A 14,962-nucleotide genomic window follows, 5' to 3' on the forward strand; every position below is an offset into this window, starting at 1 on the left:
AGCGCTCAATTACCTTTGTAAATCGGTCAGAGGGGGGCAGGTGTGCGCAACGTAAAAATTGACGAGGTCGATCGGCTCGATCGCGAAGTGGTGGCGTTAGGCAATGACTATGCGCAAGGGTATATACTGCCACCGCACCAGCATCGTCGCGCACAGCTGCTGTATGGCGCGACCGGACTGATGTATGTCACCACTCAGGACGGAGAATGGGTGGTTCCTCCGCAACATGCTGTCTGGATCCCTCCTGAAACCGTGCACGCCGTCAGATTTGTGGGGGTGACCACGCGTAGCTTATATATTGAGCCAGATTATGTGGCCGCTTTCATTAAACACCGTCGTTGCGAAGTGATCAGCGTCTCGCCGCTGTTGCGCCAGCTACTGCTTGAGGCTGTGGATTTACCACCGTTGTACGACAGCCCACGCGATCGCACGCTGATACAGTTGATGTTGCTGGAACTGGCCGCCATGCCGGTCCGCGAATTTGACATTCCGTTGCCGCAGCATCCGGCGCTGCTGGCGCTTTGTCAGGCTTTTTTGCTTAACCCCTCTGTCCATGATCCTGCGGCGCGCTGGGCCAGGGCGCTGTTTATGAGTCCTAGTACCTTTCGCCGCCATTTCCTGAAGCAGTTGGGCCTGTCATTTTCCGCCTGGCGTCAGCGAGCCTGCGTGGTGAGCGCCCTGGCATGGTTGATAGCAGGGAAACCGGTGAACGAAGTGGCATTATCCCTTGGATACGACAATGCCTCCTCTTTCGCCACCATGTTCCGCCGCGTGACCGGGCAGCCGCCATCGTTTTATCACCCAGCCTGATGCGTCGGGGAAGGGGACTCCGGCAGCATGTGTCGGAAATGAATGTCGCTTTTATGGCGTTGCTATGCGCTAACGTAGTCATAAGACAGACAATCCGGGAATGCCTGGCTTGCGTCTTCAGGTACCCCTACATTTAGTGGTGGCTACATCCAGGCGGTTTATCTATTCTGCCTGTAACCGTGAGAAGACCGGAGTCTCTCTTTGTGAACCATCTTATCGTTGAAAAAATCATCATCATCTTTCTTCTCATCCTGTGGGGATTCGATACATTCAGAACCAGGAAAAGAAAACGTTATGATCCCGCCATTGAAGCCGCTGATGCCAGCGAACGTTATCAATGGCGCTATCTGAGATGGGGGTTTCGGATCATACAGGTGGTAGCGGGAGTGTATATCGTCGTGCAGCTGATTCAGGTTTTACTGAGATAGAGGCCGCCGGCAGGGCGACGGGACAGAACATCTGGCTAACCAGAATGAGGTCAGACAATAGCGGTTTTCACGTCGGCAAAGGGGAATGTCCGCTCTGTGCCAGGAGCGGACGTTGATAAAACAGCACTCAATCAGTTAGTGATCATGACCCGCACTCCGTTGATTGGAGAAGAGAAAACAAATCTGCATATTTTGAGATATGGCAAATTGCTTTTTTAAAATGAGATAGATTGAGTTGGTGCTAATAAAGTAAATTAATTGCAGGTTAATTAGATGGACGGTTGCTTGAGGCAACTTCCCTTGTTGCAAATTGAACTTTCTGTTGGGGATTGGGATGGGACGGAGATCAGGATTTGAAGGTTTTATACGTGCTACAGGCAGAGCCGTAGCAGCAGCAGAGCGTGAGCGTAAGAGAGCAGAGCGCCATCAGTTTGCCGAGGCTCGCCGAATAGAGCGCGAAATAAAACGTGATAATGCTCAGAGACTTCGCGAGCAAAAGGAGGCTGATAAGTTAGCAAAAGCCATGTATTTGGAAGAACGTCAAGATGAAGTTTCCGATCTTAACGCTGAGCTGAACGAGACTATCTCCGCGCTTTCAACACTTCTGGAACATACACTCGAATTTGATGATTCGATTGATTTTTCGGCGCTGAAAAAACACCCAAAATTCGAAGAATTCAAAACACCTAAGCATCTCTTACCAGACCCGGAGCCAGAGATAAAAGTTGTGCATGCTCCAGCTGCATGGAAGACTATTTTCCCATGGGTAAAGAACAGATATTATCGAGAATTGCAGCAGGCAGAAGAATCTTTCAATAAAAGTAAGGAAGATCATTCAATTAAACTTTTAAGCCAGAAAGTTGAGCTTGATGCTTTAGTTGCTGATTATCAGGCCCGAAGAACTGCTTACCTCGAAGAAATAAAAAGTCAGCACGACGAAGTTGACCAGTTTGAGCAAGACTACCTCAACTGCGATCCTGACAGCGTATTGGCATATTGCGAAATGGTGCTGACACGGTCTGAATATCCTGAGAACGGCTTCCCACAAGCCTTTAGGTTGGCCTATTTACCTGACAGTAAGGAGTTGGTGGTTGAATACAACTTACCTGAAATTGCAGTAGTACCGCGCGAGTTGGAATATAGATATGTCAAAACGAGAGATGCCATTGATGCCAAGGCGCGAAAGATTGGCGAGATCAAAGAACTCTATCAAAACATAATCGCCGCGATCACACTCCGCACAATGCATGAACTTTTCGAAGCTGACAAGGCATCTGCTTTAACATCAGTTCTGTTTAACGGTGTAATCGAAACTATCGATCCTACAAGCGGGCATGACACTAAAGTCACATTAGTATCTGCCCGTGCTTACAAGGACGATTTTATGCAAATAAAACTCGAAAGGGTCGAAAAGAGTGCATGCCTTAGAAGTTTAGGTGCACAAGTTTCAGGGCGGCCAGATGAACTCCAGGCAGTAAAGCCTATTATCGAATTCAACATGGTTGATAAACGCTTTATTGAACAAGGTGATGCTTTATCTGCCCTTGAAACACGACCAAACCTTATGGAACTTTCACCTTCAGAATTTGAGGTGTTAGTATCAAATCTTTTCAGCCAAATGGGACTGGATACCAAACTCACCAGAGGTACAAAAGACGGTGGCGTTGATGCGGTGGCATTCGACACACGTCCGATACTCGGTGGCAAAGTGGTGATTCAGGCTAAAAGATATAAAGACACTGTCGGTGTCAATTCTGTTAGAGATCTTTATGGAACAATGATGAATGAAGGTGCTAACAAAGGTATTCTGGTGTGTACAAGTCAATACGGTAAAGATGCATATCGTTTCTGCGAAGACAAACCAATCGAACTCATAGATGGAGGCGGGCTTCTCTACCTCTTAAAAGAGCATGCTGGGGTATCAGCACGTATCAACCCCATTTTTTAATTACTGTTCCAGGCTCGGTCTAATGTTTGTCGCGAATGTTTGAAATTAGAAATTCAGCACAAGATTTCTAGTCGAGTAATTCAAGGATATTAGCTTAGGGCAGAATTTCCTGCCCTTTTTGTTATCCCATTAAACTAACCTGCTCCCCGTTGATTACTATATCGCAATACCTGTAAATACCCCTCAAATCCGCATATTCTCTTTAGAGAGTAGATTACGCTACTTTGGAAGCGAGCATGGAGAACTATGTGCCTACGCCCATTCCTGATGATTTCAAGATTTAGCGAACGTCCGCTCTTCGTTCAGAGCGGACCTCACGGCGCTTCAGAGGGGCCGCGCTTTGTCAGAAATAGCCATTCAACATGCCGATCGTTTACTTAATGCATTAAGCAACACCTGCGTGCCGGAAGCGGACGCTGCATATCCACAATAACACTATGGAAACATTGCAGTGCAACTTATCCCAATCGTTAAAAAATGGCACTAACTGAAAGATGCCAATCTGCTTCTTCATGTATATCTCCATCAACCTATAGTTATTAATAAAGGATGGATGAAGATGCTGAGAGGTAAAAGAGCTGTAATTACCGGTGGCGGCGGCGGATTTGGTCAGGCGCTGAGCGTGTGGCTGGCGCGAGAAGGCGTCGAAGGGATTTTTGCGCGAGGTGCGCTGATGATATTCAAAAAACTTGCAGTGTCATCACGGCTGAAGGTGGAATGGCGAAAGGGTATCTCTGTGATTTAACCCAGCCTGAATCCCTTTCTCAGTTTTCTTCACAGTTGTTAACTTCAGACAAACCCATAGACATTTTAATCCTCAATGCTGCTCAGTGGCTTTCAGGAACGTTAGACGACCAACCAGCCACAGAAATTATCAATACCATCAGTTCAGGACTGACAGGTTCTATTCTACTGACTCAGGCGTTACTACCTGGTTTAAGACGTTCAGAAAGCGCAGATATCGTTTCAATTATATCTTCATGTGGGATTCCTAATTTTACAGATTCAATCGCGCACCCCGCTTTCTTTGCCAGTAAACACGGGCTTAGCGGGTTTACAACTAAACTTTCGTACCAGTTGTCTAAAGAAAATATACGTGTGACTGGGTTGTATCCCCCGGATTTCGAGCTGACAGGGTTAGAGGCGTTTGTCGATAGCCAGCCCAAAATGGGGGAACGTCTGATGAATGGGCGTTCAGTCTGGGAAACAATTCGCTTTGTGCTGACTCAACCCCGTAATTGCCATATCAGGAGCATCTACTTTGAAGGCCCAACTCGCGAAAAACTGGCAGTCAGAAGCTGAGTCTGCGACGTTTAACAGTGTAGCCAACGTCCGCTTTTCGCTCATAGCGGACCTTCAAATCAGTTAGTTTGTCCGCTCTGTGCCAGGAGCGGACATTAAAATCAAAACTGATGGCAAGCTTACCGAGCATGACATTATGCTTGCGCTGCTTTGTAACGTGCTTCCAGCTTATCCAAAAAACCAAAAAGTACTTGATTCATTTCACTGTAATCGTGCGCCCGGAGCGCTTCAGGCGTGTCAACGAAACGATATTCTGCTGCACGGCTCAGGTCTTTCTCAGAATGAGCGATCAACCGTTCTACAACGTCCAATGTGAGCTCCATGTGGCACTGGAAACCAAAGACGCGGTCTGAATAGGCAACGATCTGCCGCGGACAGCCTTCGCTGTAAGCAATAATTTTGGCCTCTGGCGTCAAACCTGGCATGTCGTTATGCCAGTGACCCACTGCCAGTGTTTCCCCAAAGTGAGAGAACATCTCATCCTTCCCGCCGTCTTCGGTCAATGTGATCGGGAATTTACCAATCTCTTTTTCCGGGCTATGAGAGAACGGCGCGCCCAGCGCTTCACCGATTAGCTGTGAACCCAGGCAGATACCGATCACCGCCTTACCGGTTTTAACCGCGGAAGCAATCAGCGCCTGTTCCGCTTTAGCATTAAAGTGCGGGCACGCTTCGAGCGTTGTGTCCGGATCTTGCGGACCGCCCATAACGATAAGAAAATCGATGCCTACGGCGTCATCAGGTAGCCGATCGCCCGCATAGACGCGTGAGTAAGTTACATCATGACCCTGGTTTATTGCCCAGGTTTCATATGCGCCCGGGGCTTCAAAACTTTCATGTACGATAAAGTGTACGCGCATGAGGATAAGCTCCTGTAATATCTTTGATGATCAGAATGATAAGTCACGCACCCATTGCCTAAGGCTCTACTCCGGGTGGTTCCAGTTCCGATATGATAATGGCAGGGGCTAAATCTGAAATGCCAGGTAGTATAGATAAAGCGCCAAGACATGATGAGGCCACAGGCTGGTCCAGTACTGCGATAAGCTATCAACGCGGCGAGGCAGATCCTCCCCATCATCATGTTGAGGGGCAGCTACTCTTCGCCACCAGAGGGGTTATGTTGGTGCAAACAGAGAGCGACCGTTGGGTGATCCCTCCTCAGCGGGCATTATGGCTACCGCCTTTGCATATCCATAGTTATCATCTGCTTTCACAAACTGATCTCAGGGCGATCTATTTCAGCAGTAGCCTTATCGCAGAATGTACGAGCTTTACGAAGAGTCAGCAGGTACATGTGATCACGGCTACGCCGTTAGTCAAAGAGCTTATCGCTGGGCTGTTCAGTGAGGACTACGCCAGACCGAGTCAACGGAAGATAGCTTTGTTGCTTCTGGAAATTCTCAGCGAGGCTCCACCTTTAACGATGGCGCTTCCCATGCCGAATGATGAGCGATTATTTAGCGCGGCCAGATCGCTACTGGTCAATCAGCGCTGGGAGGCATCGCTGAGCGAGCTGGCTTTTATGTCGGCCATGTCGGAACGGACCTTTTCCCGCTTGTTTATGAAGGATACAGGCTTTAGTTTTAGAACATGGAAGCAGAGAGCCAGAATTTGCGCTTCGTTGGATCTTCTCGCGAACGACGTTCCAATCAAACAGGTCGCTTACCAGCTTGGTTTCTCATGCCCGGCGGCATTTACCGCTGCTTTTCGCTGCATTCTGGGGTCAACGCCACGCGATTTTGTGCCTTAAACCGGGAAACCCTCAAAGCGGTCTTTGAGACTGTCATGGGCATATTACCAGACGCAGAAACCCTGCGAGGGTAGGGGTATCCCGCCTTTGCTGTTGAGAAAGGTAGTTTAATTTGCACCCGACACACTCTCATTGATTAAAGCACGGAGTGGAGATTACTGCGGTCCACAGTTCTGACAAACCGTGAAAGAGAAGGCCTGCGTAAAGAAAAAAGGTGTCGCGATGCGTGATGAAATTACCTTATGACAGACCTTGCGGTGATTTACGGCACCGGGTGGATTCCGGACGCTGTGAGCCGACTCATTGCTACGAAGCCTGATTCTGCTGTACCTCAAGCCATATGATAGCCTGCACAACAATCACATACCGTCCATTAATGCGTCCAGGGGAGTACTCCCGGGCCCTGGACGTCCCCTGTGTGCCAAAAGCGGAAGTAGGCTGAAGATAAATTAGCATTGCTGTTAGTCGTGGGTGCTGCAGATGGGTAGAAATTGATAACTTAGGATGCAAGTTCGTCCCGCTCTTTCTGCAGTTTTCATCGAGGGTATATTCTCCGGAATAATTGTGCCCATATACAAAGATAGTTCCGAATCGGAATGAGTTAATAATCGGTACAGCAGGCGTTGCGCTCGGGCCGACAATGATCGACCACGAAAAGCAGGAAGTATTACTTTGTCAGTAATACGATATCCTCTCAGAAAAGCGAGGTTTCCTTTCTGGCATATTAGCAACCCGGCGCGAACATCGTTTTCATAGATAATATATACTTCTCTCTCAGAAATATGGTCACACAACTCTTCGTCATCAACTGCTACCAAATTACTTGCAGACAGTTCACGAACTGTCTGCCATGTATGCTTATAGGCATCGCCCAGAGCCTGACAACACCAGTCAAAATCTTCGTATGTCGCCACTTGCAAAGTAAGAGATTTATCATTGAATTCAGGGGGTTCAGAAAAAGACGTGGCATATATATACTGGTCGGGAATACCCTGCGGGAAGGACTGGCCTGGCACAAGAATGCGGACATACTGAGCTCTGAGTTGTGACCATTCCTTACTAATGAGTTCTAATGCAGTATGATTTAGGTCAGAATCCATACCTACAATATCAATAAAAGGTTTGTTAATATTTCCGCCCTGATAACGGGGGCCAGTAAGAAATTGCTTTCCATCAATTTTGAGTTTTCGTTGTAAAAAATATTCCTGACATAATCCAGTTTCTCTCCAGGGAAATCGCGCCGAGAAACTTCTGTCCGTACACCTCGATTCCTGCTCTGACAACCATTGTTTTAACCATGAACGTAGAGTAACTTCAGGCACAGGTAGCCTGGCATATTGAGATAGCATGTAAGATAGCATAAAAATATTTTGCCCTTGGATATAAAAATGTTTTTTTAAACAAATCAGAATAGTTCTACTCTCATTTTATTACCAATTATAGCTGGCACGTCCGCTCCTTGCTCAATGCGGACCTTTAGCTCGACAGCTTGTCCGCTCCGCGCCAGAAGCGAACAGTGTTATCAGTGGCCAGTGATAAAACGTCAACCCGTTGCCCTTGCCTTACAGCACCTCAACCACTTCAAATTCTTCTGCGATCAACTCCATATCCTCAGAAAAATGACCTTCAGAGCTGAAAAATCTCTGATGCTCTTTCTTCCAGTATTCAAGGCTTAAATCGCCTTCACCTTCTTTGCGGGCGAACGCTTCAGTCACATCACAAAAACGAACCAGCTGCATCGAAATCAGTCTGATCACGCAAACTGGAACATTCTGGCCATCAAGAATAATGTGATAACTCCCTATCCTCGGAGCAGATTCTTCCTGCTGGTAAGAGGCAAAAGATCCGCAAGAGGCCGTTTTGATCCCTTTTTTGATCAGTTCCGCAAGCTCGTTAGCCAGCTCCGGACTGTCACCCATTTGCCAGGCGTCTGCGCCGGGATACTTCTTTTTTATTTCCTCAACCTCAACCATGAAAATCCCTTCGTTATCGTCAATGAAAAGAAATGGCATACCTTTTTTAACAAGAGCGGTCCCAACATTATCAGCGATATCTTTCTTTAGATAGTGTGGTCCGTTCTTCGCTCAAAACAGACCTTAAGGGCATTTAACGCGTTTGCTCTGTGCCAGAAACGTAAGTTAACTTCAAGACGAGCCATAAAGTCGCCTGTCTTATTCAGACTGCCAGTAAAGCGGTGAACCGAACGCGTCCAGGTAGTAATCGATAATCGCCCGCACGTTCAGTGGAGGGTGGCGGGCATTCGGATAGATTGCCGCGATGTGCTGTGGCTCCGTTTTTATGGATGTATCCAGTTCCGGCAGCAGTCCGACCAGCTCTCCGCTCTTCAGCCGGTCTCCAATCAGCCAGTCAGGAAACAGCACAATCCCCATCCCCCCGAGTGCGGCAATCAGCAGGGTTTCCGCATTATTCGATGACATCAGGGGCGAGACGGGATAGTGCACCCATTCCTCTCCGCGCCTGCGCAGCAGCCATTGGTTTGGTCCTGATGAACCGCGATAGACCAGGCATTGATGCCGCGAGAGCTCTTCGGGTGATCCCAGCATGCCGTGCCGGCGGATGTAATCCGGTGACGCGGCAAGATGATAGAACTGCTGGCCAAACACGCGCGCATGAAAGGCGGAATCCGTCAGCACGCCAATCCGGAAAATCACGTCAGCCGGCTCCCGGTGCGGATCGATGTAATCATCCGTCAGCGTAAGCTCAATACTAAGCTTCGGATATCGCTCCGTCAGGCCGGGTAACGCGGGTGCGACATGGCGCTGTCCAAAGAACACCGGTGCGTTTATGCGGACCATTCCGGAAGGTTCAAGCGTTCTCTCATTGAGTTCCCGCCGCGCCTCTTCCATGCTGCCAGTCATCGCTCGCGCATAGCGGATAAAAAGATGGCCGCTTTCCGTCGGGATTATAGCCCGGGTATTGCGGTAAAAAAGCTGCTGCCCGAGCACATCCTCCATCTGATGGATGACGCGTGATACCTGAGAGGCCGATATCCCTTCCCGCCGGGCCACCACAGAGAAATTCTGCGTTTCATAAACGTCTATAAAAATCAGCAGGGCGCGAATACTGATGTTCCCAAGGCCATTCATTAATGCATATCCTGCACAGGTGTTTATCTCATTATGGCATTTTTCTCATCCATGTTAAGTCGTAATCTTCTCCGCCTGGACTTTGGGAGACTGATTGCTATGCAACTAATATTGATTTTTATCGTCATTGCCGGAGGCATGGGACTGTCCATAGAGGCAGGATTGCTCGGGCCACTGGGTGGGGAGGTCGGTGACCTCTGGGCTACCTTCAGCATATTTGGCGTGGGCGCGGCGCTGACCTTCCTGCTGATGCTTTTTTTCAGCCCGCGTAACAGCCCGTCATTCTTTGCGCAACCAGCGTGGCAGCTGCTTGGTGGCGTGCTTGGGCCGATTTACGTCATCATCCTGACCGTGGTAACGCCGGCAATCGGCATCGCCATGACTATGATTGGCATCCTGGCAGGCCAGGTGTTCAAGAGCCTGATTATTGATCACTTCGGTCTGCTCGGTACGTCGCGCCGGAAAATTGACAGTAAGCGTATCATTGCGCTGATTTTCATCATTGCAGCGCTGGTTATGGTTGCACAGGGGTAAAGTAACATTATGACTATTATCATGATTCTGCTCGCCGTTGCCGGTGGCGCCATGCTGAGTATCCAGGCGGCTATCAATGGCCAGCTGGGCAGCAAGGTCGGCGTATTTAAAAGCGCGTTCCTGACATTTTCTGTCGGCGCCCTGGTGACGGGGCTGCTGATCTTCTTCTTCGAACCCAAACACTCCCTGACGTTGATGGACGTGCCTAAATGGCAGCTGCTGGGCGCAATGTTTGGCGTACCGTATATCGTCATTATGGTACTGGCCGTCCAGCGTATTGGCGCGGCAGTGGCTACGGTCGCTGTCATTTTTGGCCAGTTAACCATGAGCATGCTGATCGATAACTTCGGCTGGCTGGGCAATGCGTCGATTCCATTCTCGATGAGCCGAATCGGCGCCATTATCTGCCTGGGTATCGCGCTGTTCTTCATTTACTCCAGCAGTAAGTCAAAAGCCGCAATGGCGAAAACTCCCCGGCAGCAGGAAAACGCTAACACATAAGCCCGGCCAGTTCAGGTGTTCTCTCTGAAGAGTGCCAGAAATATCCTGACACTCTTCAGGTGTTACACAGCGATGCCATGGGCATATTACAGGGACAGAAACCCGGTGCGGGTAGGGTTTATCCCGCTTTTGCTGTTGAGAAACGTCGTTTAATTCGCATCCGGCAACGGTTGAAATTTGTAAGACATGTCACATTTTAAAAAAAATTCAAAGTAAGCTATTGTAAAACCCTCCTACAAAATATTTAAATACACGGGCAGAACGACAGGCGTGTAACTGGTAAAACAGGCAAGACCTGAGATGAGCGATGAATTTAGACCTATTCATTGCTCATCTCAGGTCTTTTTTTTGCTTCTGGGGTGGCAAATGGATTCCAAAAAAACAGCGCAGAAAATACGTAAATTGAACAGCGGGGCAAGCAATTTTGAACATATTGAACATGGTTCTACCCGACGACAGCTTAGCTTAAATGAAGAAAAATGCTGCTCCTGATAATCCAAATAGCGTCAAGCTTACTTTTATCGGGCAGGGCGGTCATTTGGGTTCATTTGTAAAAACAGAACTGTTGTGACGAGATAAGACAAGAGAAGTCTCCGTTCACGTTGCGAATCGGCACAGTTAAAGGAGTGACAACAAGCAAATAATTTTTATGAAAACAATTTTTCATTTCAGAATTCAATATTAATGTTAAGCATCGATCCATTTCGCTGGAGTCAAATAGCTATGAAATGATCAGGCTAAATAGGCTTGCTTACTATATATATTTCTACCCTGGGAAGGTGAAGTATGATTTTATTTTAATATACGCTTTACCCCTGTAATCTACATGAGAATATTTAAAATATGAACAAGACTATTCTATTTTGCCTTATCTCTGCCATGTTCAGCAATGCTTATGGACAGAGTTTAACAGTGGAAGAGAGACTGGCTTTGCTTGAAAAACAACTCCAGGAAAACACTGCAGAATTAAAAAGCACAAAAGCAGAATTAACCAGGTATAAGCAAGCTGATAAAGCAAACAGAAACCCGGTCAGCTCAGCAGATGAAAAAATTCAACCAACAACAAATTCTGCCACTTCAACTATTGCAGCAACATCGAGTAATAGCAACACAACAGGCAATAGTGCCACAACTAAAGTTAATAATGTTCTTACGTTGAAAGAAATTAGTGACTTTGTTAAAAACGATATTGGGTTTTCGTACAATGGCTATTTCCGTTCTGGTTGGGGAACGGCTAATCATGGATCGCCAAAAGAGTATGCTATTGGATCTCTTGGCCGTTTCGGCAATGAATATACCTCATGGTTCGATCTTCAACTCAAGCAGAAAGTGTACGACCAGGATGGTAAAACTGCACATGCTGTCGTTATGCTGGATGGCAATGTGGGTGAGCAATACAACAATGCAGTCTTTGATAAAGATACAGAGAGTAACTTACAATTTTCTGATATCTATCTCACGACGAAGGGATTTCTTAATTTTGCCCCTGAAGCTGATTTTTGGGTAGGTAAGCACTATCTGCCTAAGTATGAGATACAGATGCTTGACTGGAAAAGCGTCAGAACAGAAAGCGGAGCAGGGCTCGGTATAGAAAACTGGAAAATGGGTCCAGGCAAATTTAACGTTGCTGTAGTGCGTCAGGACCTGAACGCGCGTGCTCTTGATTATGATACATCAGGAAATTCATTACAGATCAATACGAATGCGCTTGATATACGTTATCGTGAAATTCCCTTATGGGACAAGGCAACATTAGAACTAGATGGGCGCTATAACATGGCAAACAAATCAGACGTCGTGAAGTCAGGGGAGGCTGATGGTCAGTATTATCATGTAAAAGATGCCTGGCTGGTAGGTGCGATTTTAAGGCAGAAGTTTGACGCAGGGGGTTATGACGAATTAACCCTGCAAGCTGCCAATAATTCTATTGCCAGTTCTTTTGCAAAAATTTCTGGAGCAAACCCAACATTTGGGAGTGGTGATAATTATTATGGAAATCACACAAATGGCAAGGCATTCAGAATAATTTCTCAAGGGGAATTTTACCCCACGGAAAACACTATTGCTGCACACGCACTAGTATATTCAAATGGTAATGATATATTTAGCTATGATACTGGTGCTCATACAGATTTTGAAAGTTATCGAAGTGTCATCCGTCCCGCTTATATCTGGGATAAATTCAACCAGACCGGGGTAGAACTCGGATGGTTTAGACAGGATAACAAAACTCAAGAGCAGACATATAGTGAATCCGGTTACAAAACAACATTGTATCATGCGCTCAAAGTTAATACATCAATCCTAACCTCAAGGCCAGAAATTCGGTTCTATACAACGTATATCCGGGCAAACCAAAACGAGATATCGAATTATACATTCAACGATAATAAAAAAGATCAATTGTCTATTGGCGCTCAGGCTGAGGTGTGGTGGTAACTATCGGTTAATATAAAGGAAATATAATACAGGAAGAAAATACTCCTGGGAGGGTTTTATATCGTAGTCATTCACGAGGATTATTATGTGATAACTATCACGTTTTGACAAAAGATGGGTTAATTTTATTGCCTGTAACTATGTATATAGTATATTGTTGGCAAATATGTAGTACAGGCGTGTAACTGGTAATGCAGGCAAGACCTGAAATTCTCCCCCTGATTTGGGGTGAGAATTTCAGGTCTTTTTTTTTGCTCATGAGGCAACTTATGGATCATCTAAATACTGGGCGTACAATTCTCAAATTAGTCGGCGGAGCAGGCAACATCGAACACATTGAACATTGCTCAACCAGATTACGCTTAAGCTTGTATGACAATGCTAAAGTTGAAGTGTCTGACCTCAAAAAATTACCTGATGTAATGGGTGTCGTGACAAATGTGCAGTGTCAGATAGTCATTGGCAAAGACGTTGTTAAAGTGTTTGATGCGATTAGATCGTTAATGGCTAATGATGCTGACGCGAAACAGAAACCAGTAACCAAGAAAAAATGGAATGCATGGTTGATTGATTTTGTTATCAGTATCTTTCAACCACTCATACCTGCAATTGCAGGTGGCGGCGTGCTGAAATCCATTTTAATTATTTTGAATATGGCTGGATGGCTGACTAAAGACAGTTCGACATATCAAATTTTGGACTGCATCGGAACCGCGCCTATTTATTTTTTACCCTTACTTATCGCCATCACTACTGCGAATAAGCTTAAAGTTAATCCATTAGTTGCATTGACTGCTGTCTCAGTCTTGTTGTTGCCCACATTTACTACCCTGGCAAAACAAGGTGCAACGTTAATGACTTTCGATATTACGAACGTCTCCTATGCAGCGCAGGTGTTTCCCGCAATTCTCTGTGTTATTTTTTATGCACAAACGGAATCTCTTTTTAATCGTTATACGCCTAATGCGTTACGTGGTTTCTTATCGCCCATGTTATCGCTGGTTACGACGGTCCCCGTCACATTGCTTATCCTTGGACCATTAGGTTTTGAAATGGGGTCTCTGTTAACGCATCTGATCCTTTGGATGCATGGCAAATTTGGATTCATCGCAACAGGCTTACTTGCTGGCGGACTGCCATTTATTGTAGCGGCCGGTATGCATAAACCTTTCCTCCCTTATGCCATAATGTCAATGGGGCAAACAGGTAAAGAATCTTTGTATAACCCAGCTTCCTTAGCTCACAATATCGCTGAAGCAGGAGCTTGCCTTGCCGTTTCGCTAAAAAGTAAAGATAAAATGTTTAAAGGGACTGCTCTTTCCTCTGGAATATCAGCGCTGTTTGGCATTACTGAACCTGCACTTTACGGGATTACTTTACTGCATAGGCCAGTACTGATCTCTGTGATGTTGGGTGCAATGGTCGGTGGCTCCTTCATGGGATTTATGATGGTCTCAGCTTATGCAATTGTAGCGCCGAGCCTTGCCAGTATCTCAATTTTTGCGTCACCGGATAATCCAACCAGTTTGATATATGCAATCATCGGTGCACTTGTTTCATTCTGCCTGGCATTTTTATCAACATTATTCTTCTGGAAAGAAAAAACGACAACGCCCCATCCAGAGGAGGAGATGCCCAAATTTGAGAAGACTGAAGTCACTGCTAATCCAGTCTTAATGAATGACTTTACCTTTACCAGTCCGGTTGAAGGGAAAGTCATCCCCCTGACAGAGGTCAACGACGATGTATTTTCTTCAAAAATCATGGGGGATGGTATCGCTATCGTTCCAACGGTGGGAGCACTCTATGCACCTGCCGATGGCGTTATTGAGCATGTGTTCGAAAGTGGCCATGCAGCCAGCATGATGACTACCCATGGAGTAGAGGTTATCTTTCATATAGGAATTGATACGATACAAATGAACGGTCAAGGCTTTCACCCGAAAATTACAGATGGCCAACACGTTAAAGCGGGTGAACTATTAATCGAATTTGATATTGATGAAATAACTAAAGCGGGTTATGACCCAGTTGTAATAATGGTTATTACCAATAGCGATCGTTTTATGATGAAGCCGTCGAACGATCATACCAATACACTCCAGCAGTTTAATATTTTTTCATTAAAAGAGGCTTAATA

Annotated in this window: 14 protein-coding genes and 1 pseudogene; 11 read left to right on the plus strand and 4 right to left on the minus strand. The window is 46.3% G+C overall.

The genetic code is table 11. The annotated features are described in order from the left end of the window. Positions 1-42 precede the first annotated feature (42 nt). The 6 genes and pseudogenes from HMPREF3142_RS03290 to HMPREF3142_RS30075 all read left to right on the plus strand — a co-directional run bounded on the left by HMPREF3142_RS03290 (position 43) and on the right by HMPREF3142_RS30075 (position 4,488). Positions 43-810: an AraC family transcriptional regulator gene (locus tag HMPREF3142_RS03290; RefSeq protein ID WP_012541657.1), complete on the plus strand. Its 768-nt coding sequence runs from the start codon at positions 43-45 to the stop codon at positions 808-810. Positions 811-1,013: 203 nt separating this feature from the next. Then, the gene (locus HMPREF3142_RS03295; RefSeq protein WP_012968161.1) at positions 1,014-1,238 is read left to right on the plus strand and encodes a hypothetical protein; all 225 of its coding nucleotides are present in this window, start codon (positions 1,014-1,016) and stop codon (positions 1,236-1,238) included. Between the two features lie 334 nt (positions 1,239-1,572). After that, a complete protein-coding gene (locus tag HMPREF3142_RS03300; RefSeq protein WP_070611688.1) occupies positions 1,573-3,186 on the plus strand; it encodes a restriction endonuclease in 1,614 nt (537 codons plus the stop codon). A 559-nt stretch (positions 3,187-3,745) separates the two neighbouring features. Further along, on the plus strand, positions 3,746-3,931 hold the full coding sequence (locus HMPREF3142_RS29740) for a hypothetical protein (protein WP_228706467.1): 186 nt from the start codon (positions 3,746-3,748) through the stop codon (positions 3,929-3,931). After that, positions 3,904-4,278 (plus strand): annotated as a pseudogene (locus HMPREF3142_RS30070) (SDR family oxidoreductase); the annotation flags it as partial. The gene HMPREF3142_RS29740 and the pseudogene HMPREF3142_RS30070, both read left to right, overlap by 28 nt. A gap of 6 nt (positions 4,279-4,284) precedes the next feature. Continuing rightward, the gene (locus tag HMPREF3142_RS30075) at positions 4,285-4,488 is read left to right on the plus strand and encodes a hypothetical protein (protein ID WP_165453462.1); all 204 of its coding nucleotides are present in this window, start codon (positions 4,285-4,287) and stop codon (positions 4,486-4,488) included. Between the two features lie 134 nt (positions 4,489-4,622). Here HMPREF3142_RS30075 and HMPREF3142_RS03310 read toward each other — a convergent pair whose 3' ends face one another. Then, the gene (locus HMPREF3142_RS03310) at positions 4,623-5,348 is read right to left on the minus strand and encodes a type 1 glutamine amidotransferase (protein WP_070611572.1); all 726 of its coding nucleotides are present in this window, start codon (positions 5,346-5,348) and stop codon (positions 4,623-4,625) included. Positions 5,349-5,440: 92 nt separating this feature from the next. On the opposite strand from HMPREF3142_RS03310, the gene HMPREF3142_RS03315 reads away from it, so the two are divergent. Continuing rightward, the gene (locus HMPREF3142_RS03315) at positions 5,441-6,241 is read left to right on the plus strand and encodes an AraC family transcriptional regulator (protein WP_171888092.1); all 801 of its coding nucleotides are present in this window, start codon (positions 5,441-5,443) and stop codon (positions 6,239-6,241) included. Positions 6,242-6,702: 461 nt separating this feature from the next. On the opposite strand, the gene HMPREF3142_RS27330 is transcribed toward HMPREF3142_RS03315, so the two are convergent. From HMPREF3142_RS27330 to HMPREF3142_RS03330, 3 genes are all read right to left on the minus strand, one after another. Continuing rightward, positions 6,703-7,602 carry a hypothetical protein gene (locus HMPREF3142_RS27330; protein ID WP_022065952.1) on the minus strand — a complete coding sequence of 300 codons (900 nt, stop codon included), beginning with the start codon at positions 7,600-7,602 and terminating at the stop codon, positions 6,703-6,705. A 201-nt stretch (positions 7,603-7,803) separates the two neighbouring features. Continuing rightward, complete coding sequence (locus HMPREF3142_RS03325; RefSeq protein WP_176747606.1) at positions 7,804-8,160, minus strand: ASCH domain-containing protein; 357 nt, start codon at positions 8,158-8,160, stop codon at positions 7,804-7,806. Between the two features lie 252 nt (positions 8,161-8,412). After that, complete coding sequence (locus HMPREF3142_RS03330; RefSeq protein WP_070611575.1) at positions 8,413-9,348, minus strand: LysR family transcriptional regulator; 936 nt, start codon at positions 9,346-9,348, stop codon at positions 8,413-8,415. Positions 9,349-9,447: 99 nt separating this feature from the next. Here HMPREF3142_RS03330 and HMPREF3142_RS03335 point away from each other — a divergent pair, with 99 nt between their 5' ends. The 4 genes from HMPREF3142_RS03335 (at position 9,448) to HMPREF3142_RS03350 (ending at position 14,960) form a co-directional block, all read left to right on the plus strand. Next, positions 9,448-9,882 (plus strand): DMT family transporter, encoded by a 435-nt coding sequence (locus HMPREF3142_RS03335; RefSeq protein ID WP_004151877.1) that lies wholly within the window; start codon positions 9,448-9,450, stop codon positions 9,880-9,882. Between the two features lie 9 nt (positions 9,883-9,891). Next, complete coding sequence (locus tag HMPREF3142_RS03340) at positions 9,892-10,383, plus strand: DMT family transporter (protein ID WP_064166519.1); 492 nt, start codon at positions 9,892-9,894, stop codon at positions 10,381-10,383. Between the two features lie 843 nt (positions 10,384-11,226). Then, on the plus strand, positions 11,227-12,822 hold the full coding sequence (locus tag HMPREF3142_RS03345) for a carbohydrate porin (protein WP_070611578.1): 1,596 nt from the start codon (positions 11,227-11,229) through the stop codon (positions 12,820-12,822). A gap of 269 nt (positions 12,823-13,091) precedes the next feature. Beyond that, positions 13,092-14,960 (plus strand): beta-glucoside-specific PTS transporter subunit IIABC, encoded by a 1,869-nt coding sequence (locus tag HMPREF3142_RS03350; RefSeq protein ID WP_070611690.1) that lies wholly within the window; start codon positions 13,092-13,094, stop codon positions 14,958-14,960. Positions 14,961-14,962 lie beyond the last annotated feature (2 nt).

Source organism: Klebsiella sp. HMSC16C06 (assembly GCF_001808325.1).
GTDB lineage: Bacteria > Pseudomonadota > Gammaproteobacteria > Enterobacterales > Enterobacteriaceae > Klebsiella > Klebsiella variicola.

Excerpts from the sequence above, each read along its gene's own strand:
- HMPREF3142_RS03325 (WP_176747606.1), bottom strand. The coding sequence starts at position 8,160 with ATGGGTGACAGTCCGGAGCTGGCTAACGAGCTTGCGGAACTGATCAAA.
- HMPREF3142_RS03350 (WP_070611690.1), top strand. The coding sequence starts at position 13,092 with ATGGATCATCTAAATACTGGGCGTACAATTCTCAAATTAGTCGGCGGA.
- HMPREF3142_RS03345 (WP_070611578.1), top strand. The coding sequence starts at position 11,227 with ATGAACAAGACTATTCTATTTTGCCTTATCTCTGCCATGTTCAGCAAT.
- HMPREF3142_RS03340 (WP_064166519.1), top strand. The coding sequence starts at position 9,892 with ATGACTATTATCATGATTCTGCTCGCCGTTGCCGGTGGCGCCATGCTG.
- HMPREF3142_RS03330 (WP_070611575.1), bottom strand. The coding sequence starts at position 9,348 with ATGAATGGCCTTGGGAACATCAGTATTCGCGCCCTGCTGATTTTTATA.
- HMPREF3142_RS03310 (WP_070611572.1), bottom strand. The coding sequence starts at position 5,348 with ATGCGCGTACACTTTATCGTACATGAAAGTTTTGAAGCCCCGGGCGCA.
- HMPREF3142_RS03315 (WP_171888092.1), top strand. The coding sequence starts at position 5,441 with ATGATAATGGCAGGGGCTAAATCTGAAATGCCAGGTAGTATAGATAAA.
- HMPREF3142_RS29740 (WP_228706467.1), top strand. The coding sequence starts at position 3,746 with ATGCTGAGAGGTAAAAGAGCTGTAATTACCGGTGGCGGCGGCGGATTT.
- HMPREF3142_RS03335 (WP_004151877.1), top strand. The coding sequence starts at position 9,448 with ATGCAACTAATATTGATTTTTATCGTCATTGCCGGAGGCATGGGACTG.
- HMPREF3142_RS03300 (WP_070611688.1), top strand. The coding sequence starts at position 1,573 with ATGGGACGGAGATCAGGATTTGAAGGTTTTATACGTGCTACAGGCAGA.
- HMPREF3142_RS27330 (WP_022065952.1), bottom strand. The coding sequence starts at position 7,602 with ATGCTATCTTACATGCTATCTCAATATGCCAGGCTACCTGTGCCTGAA.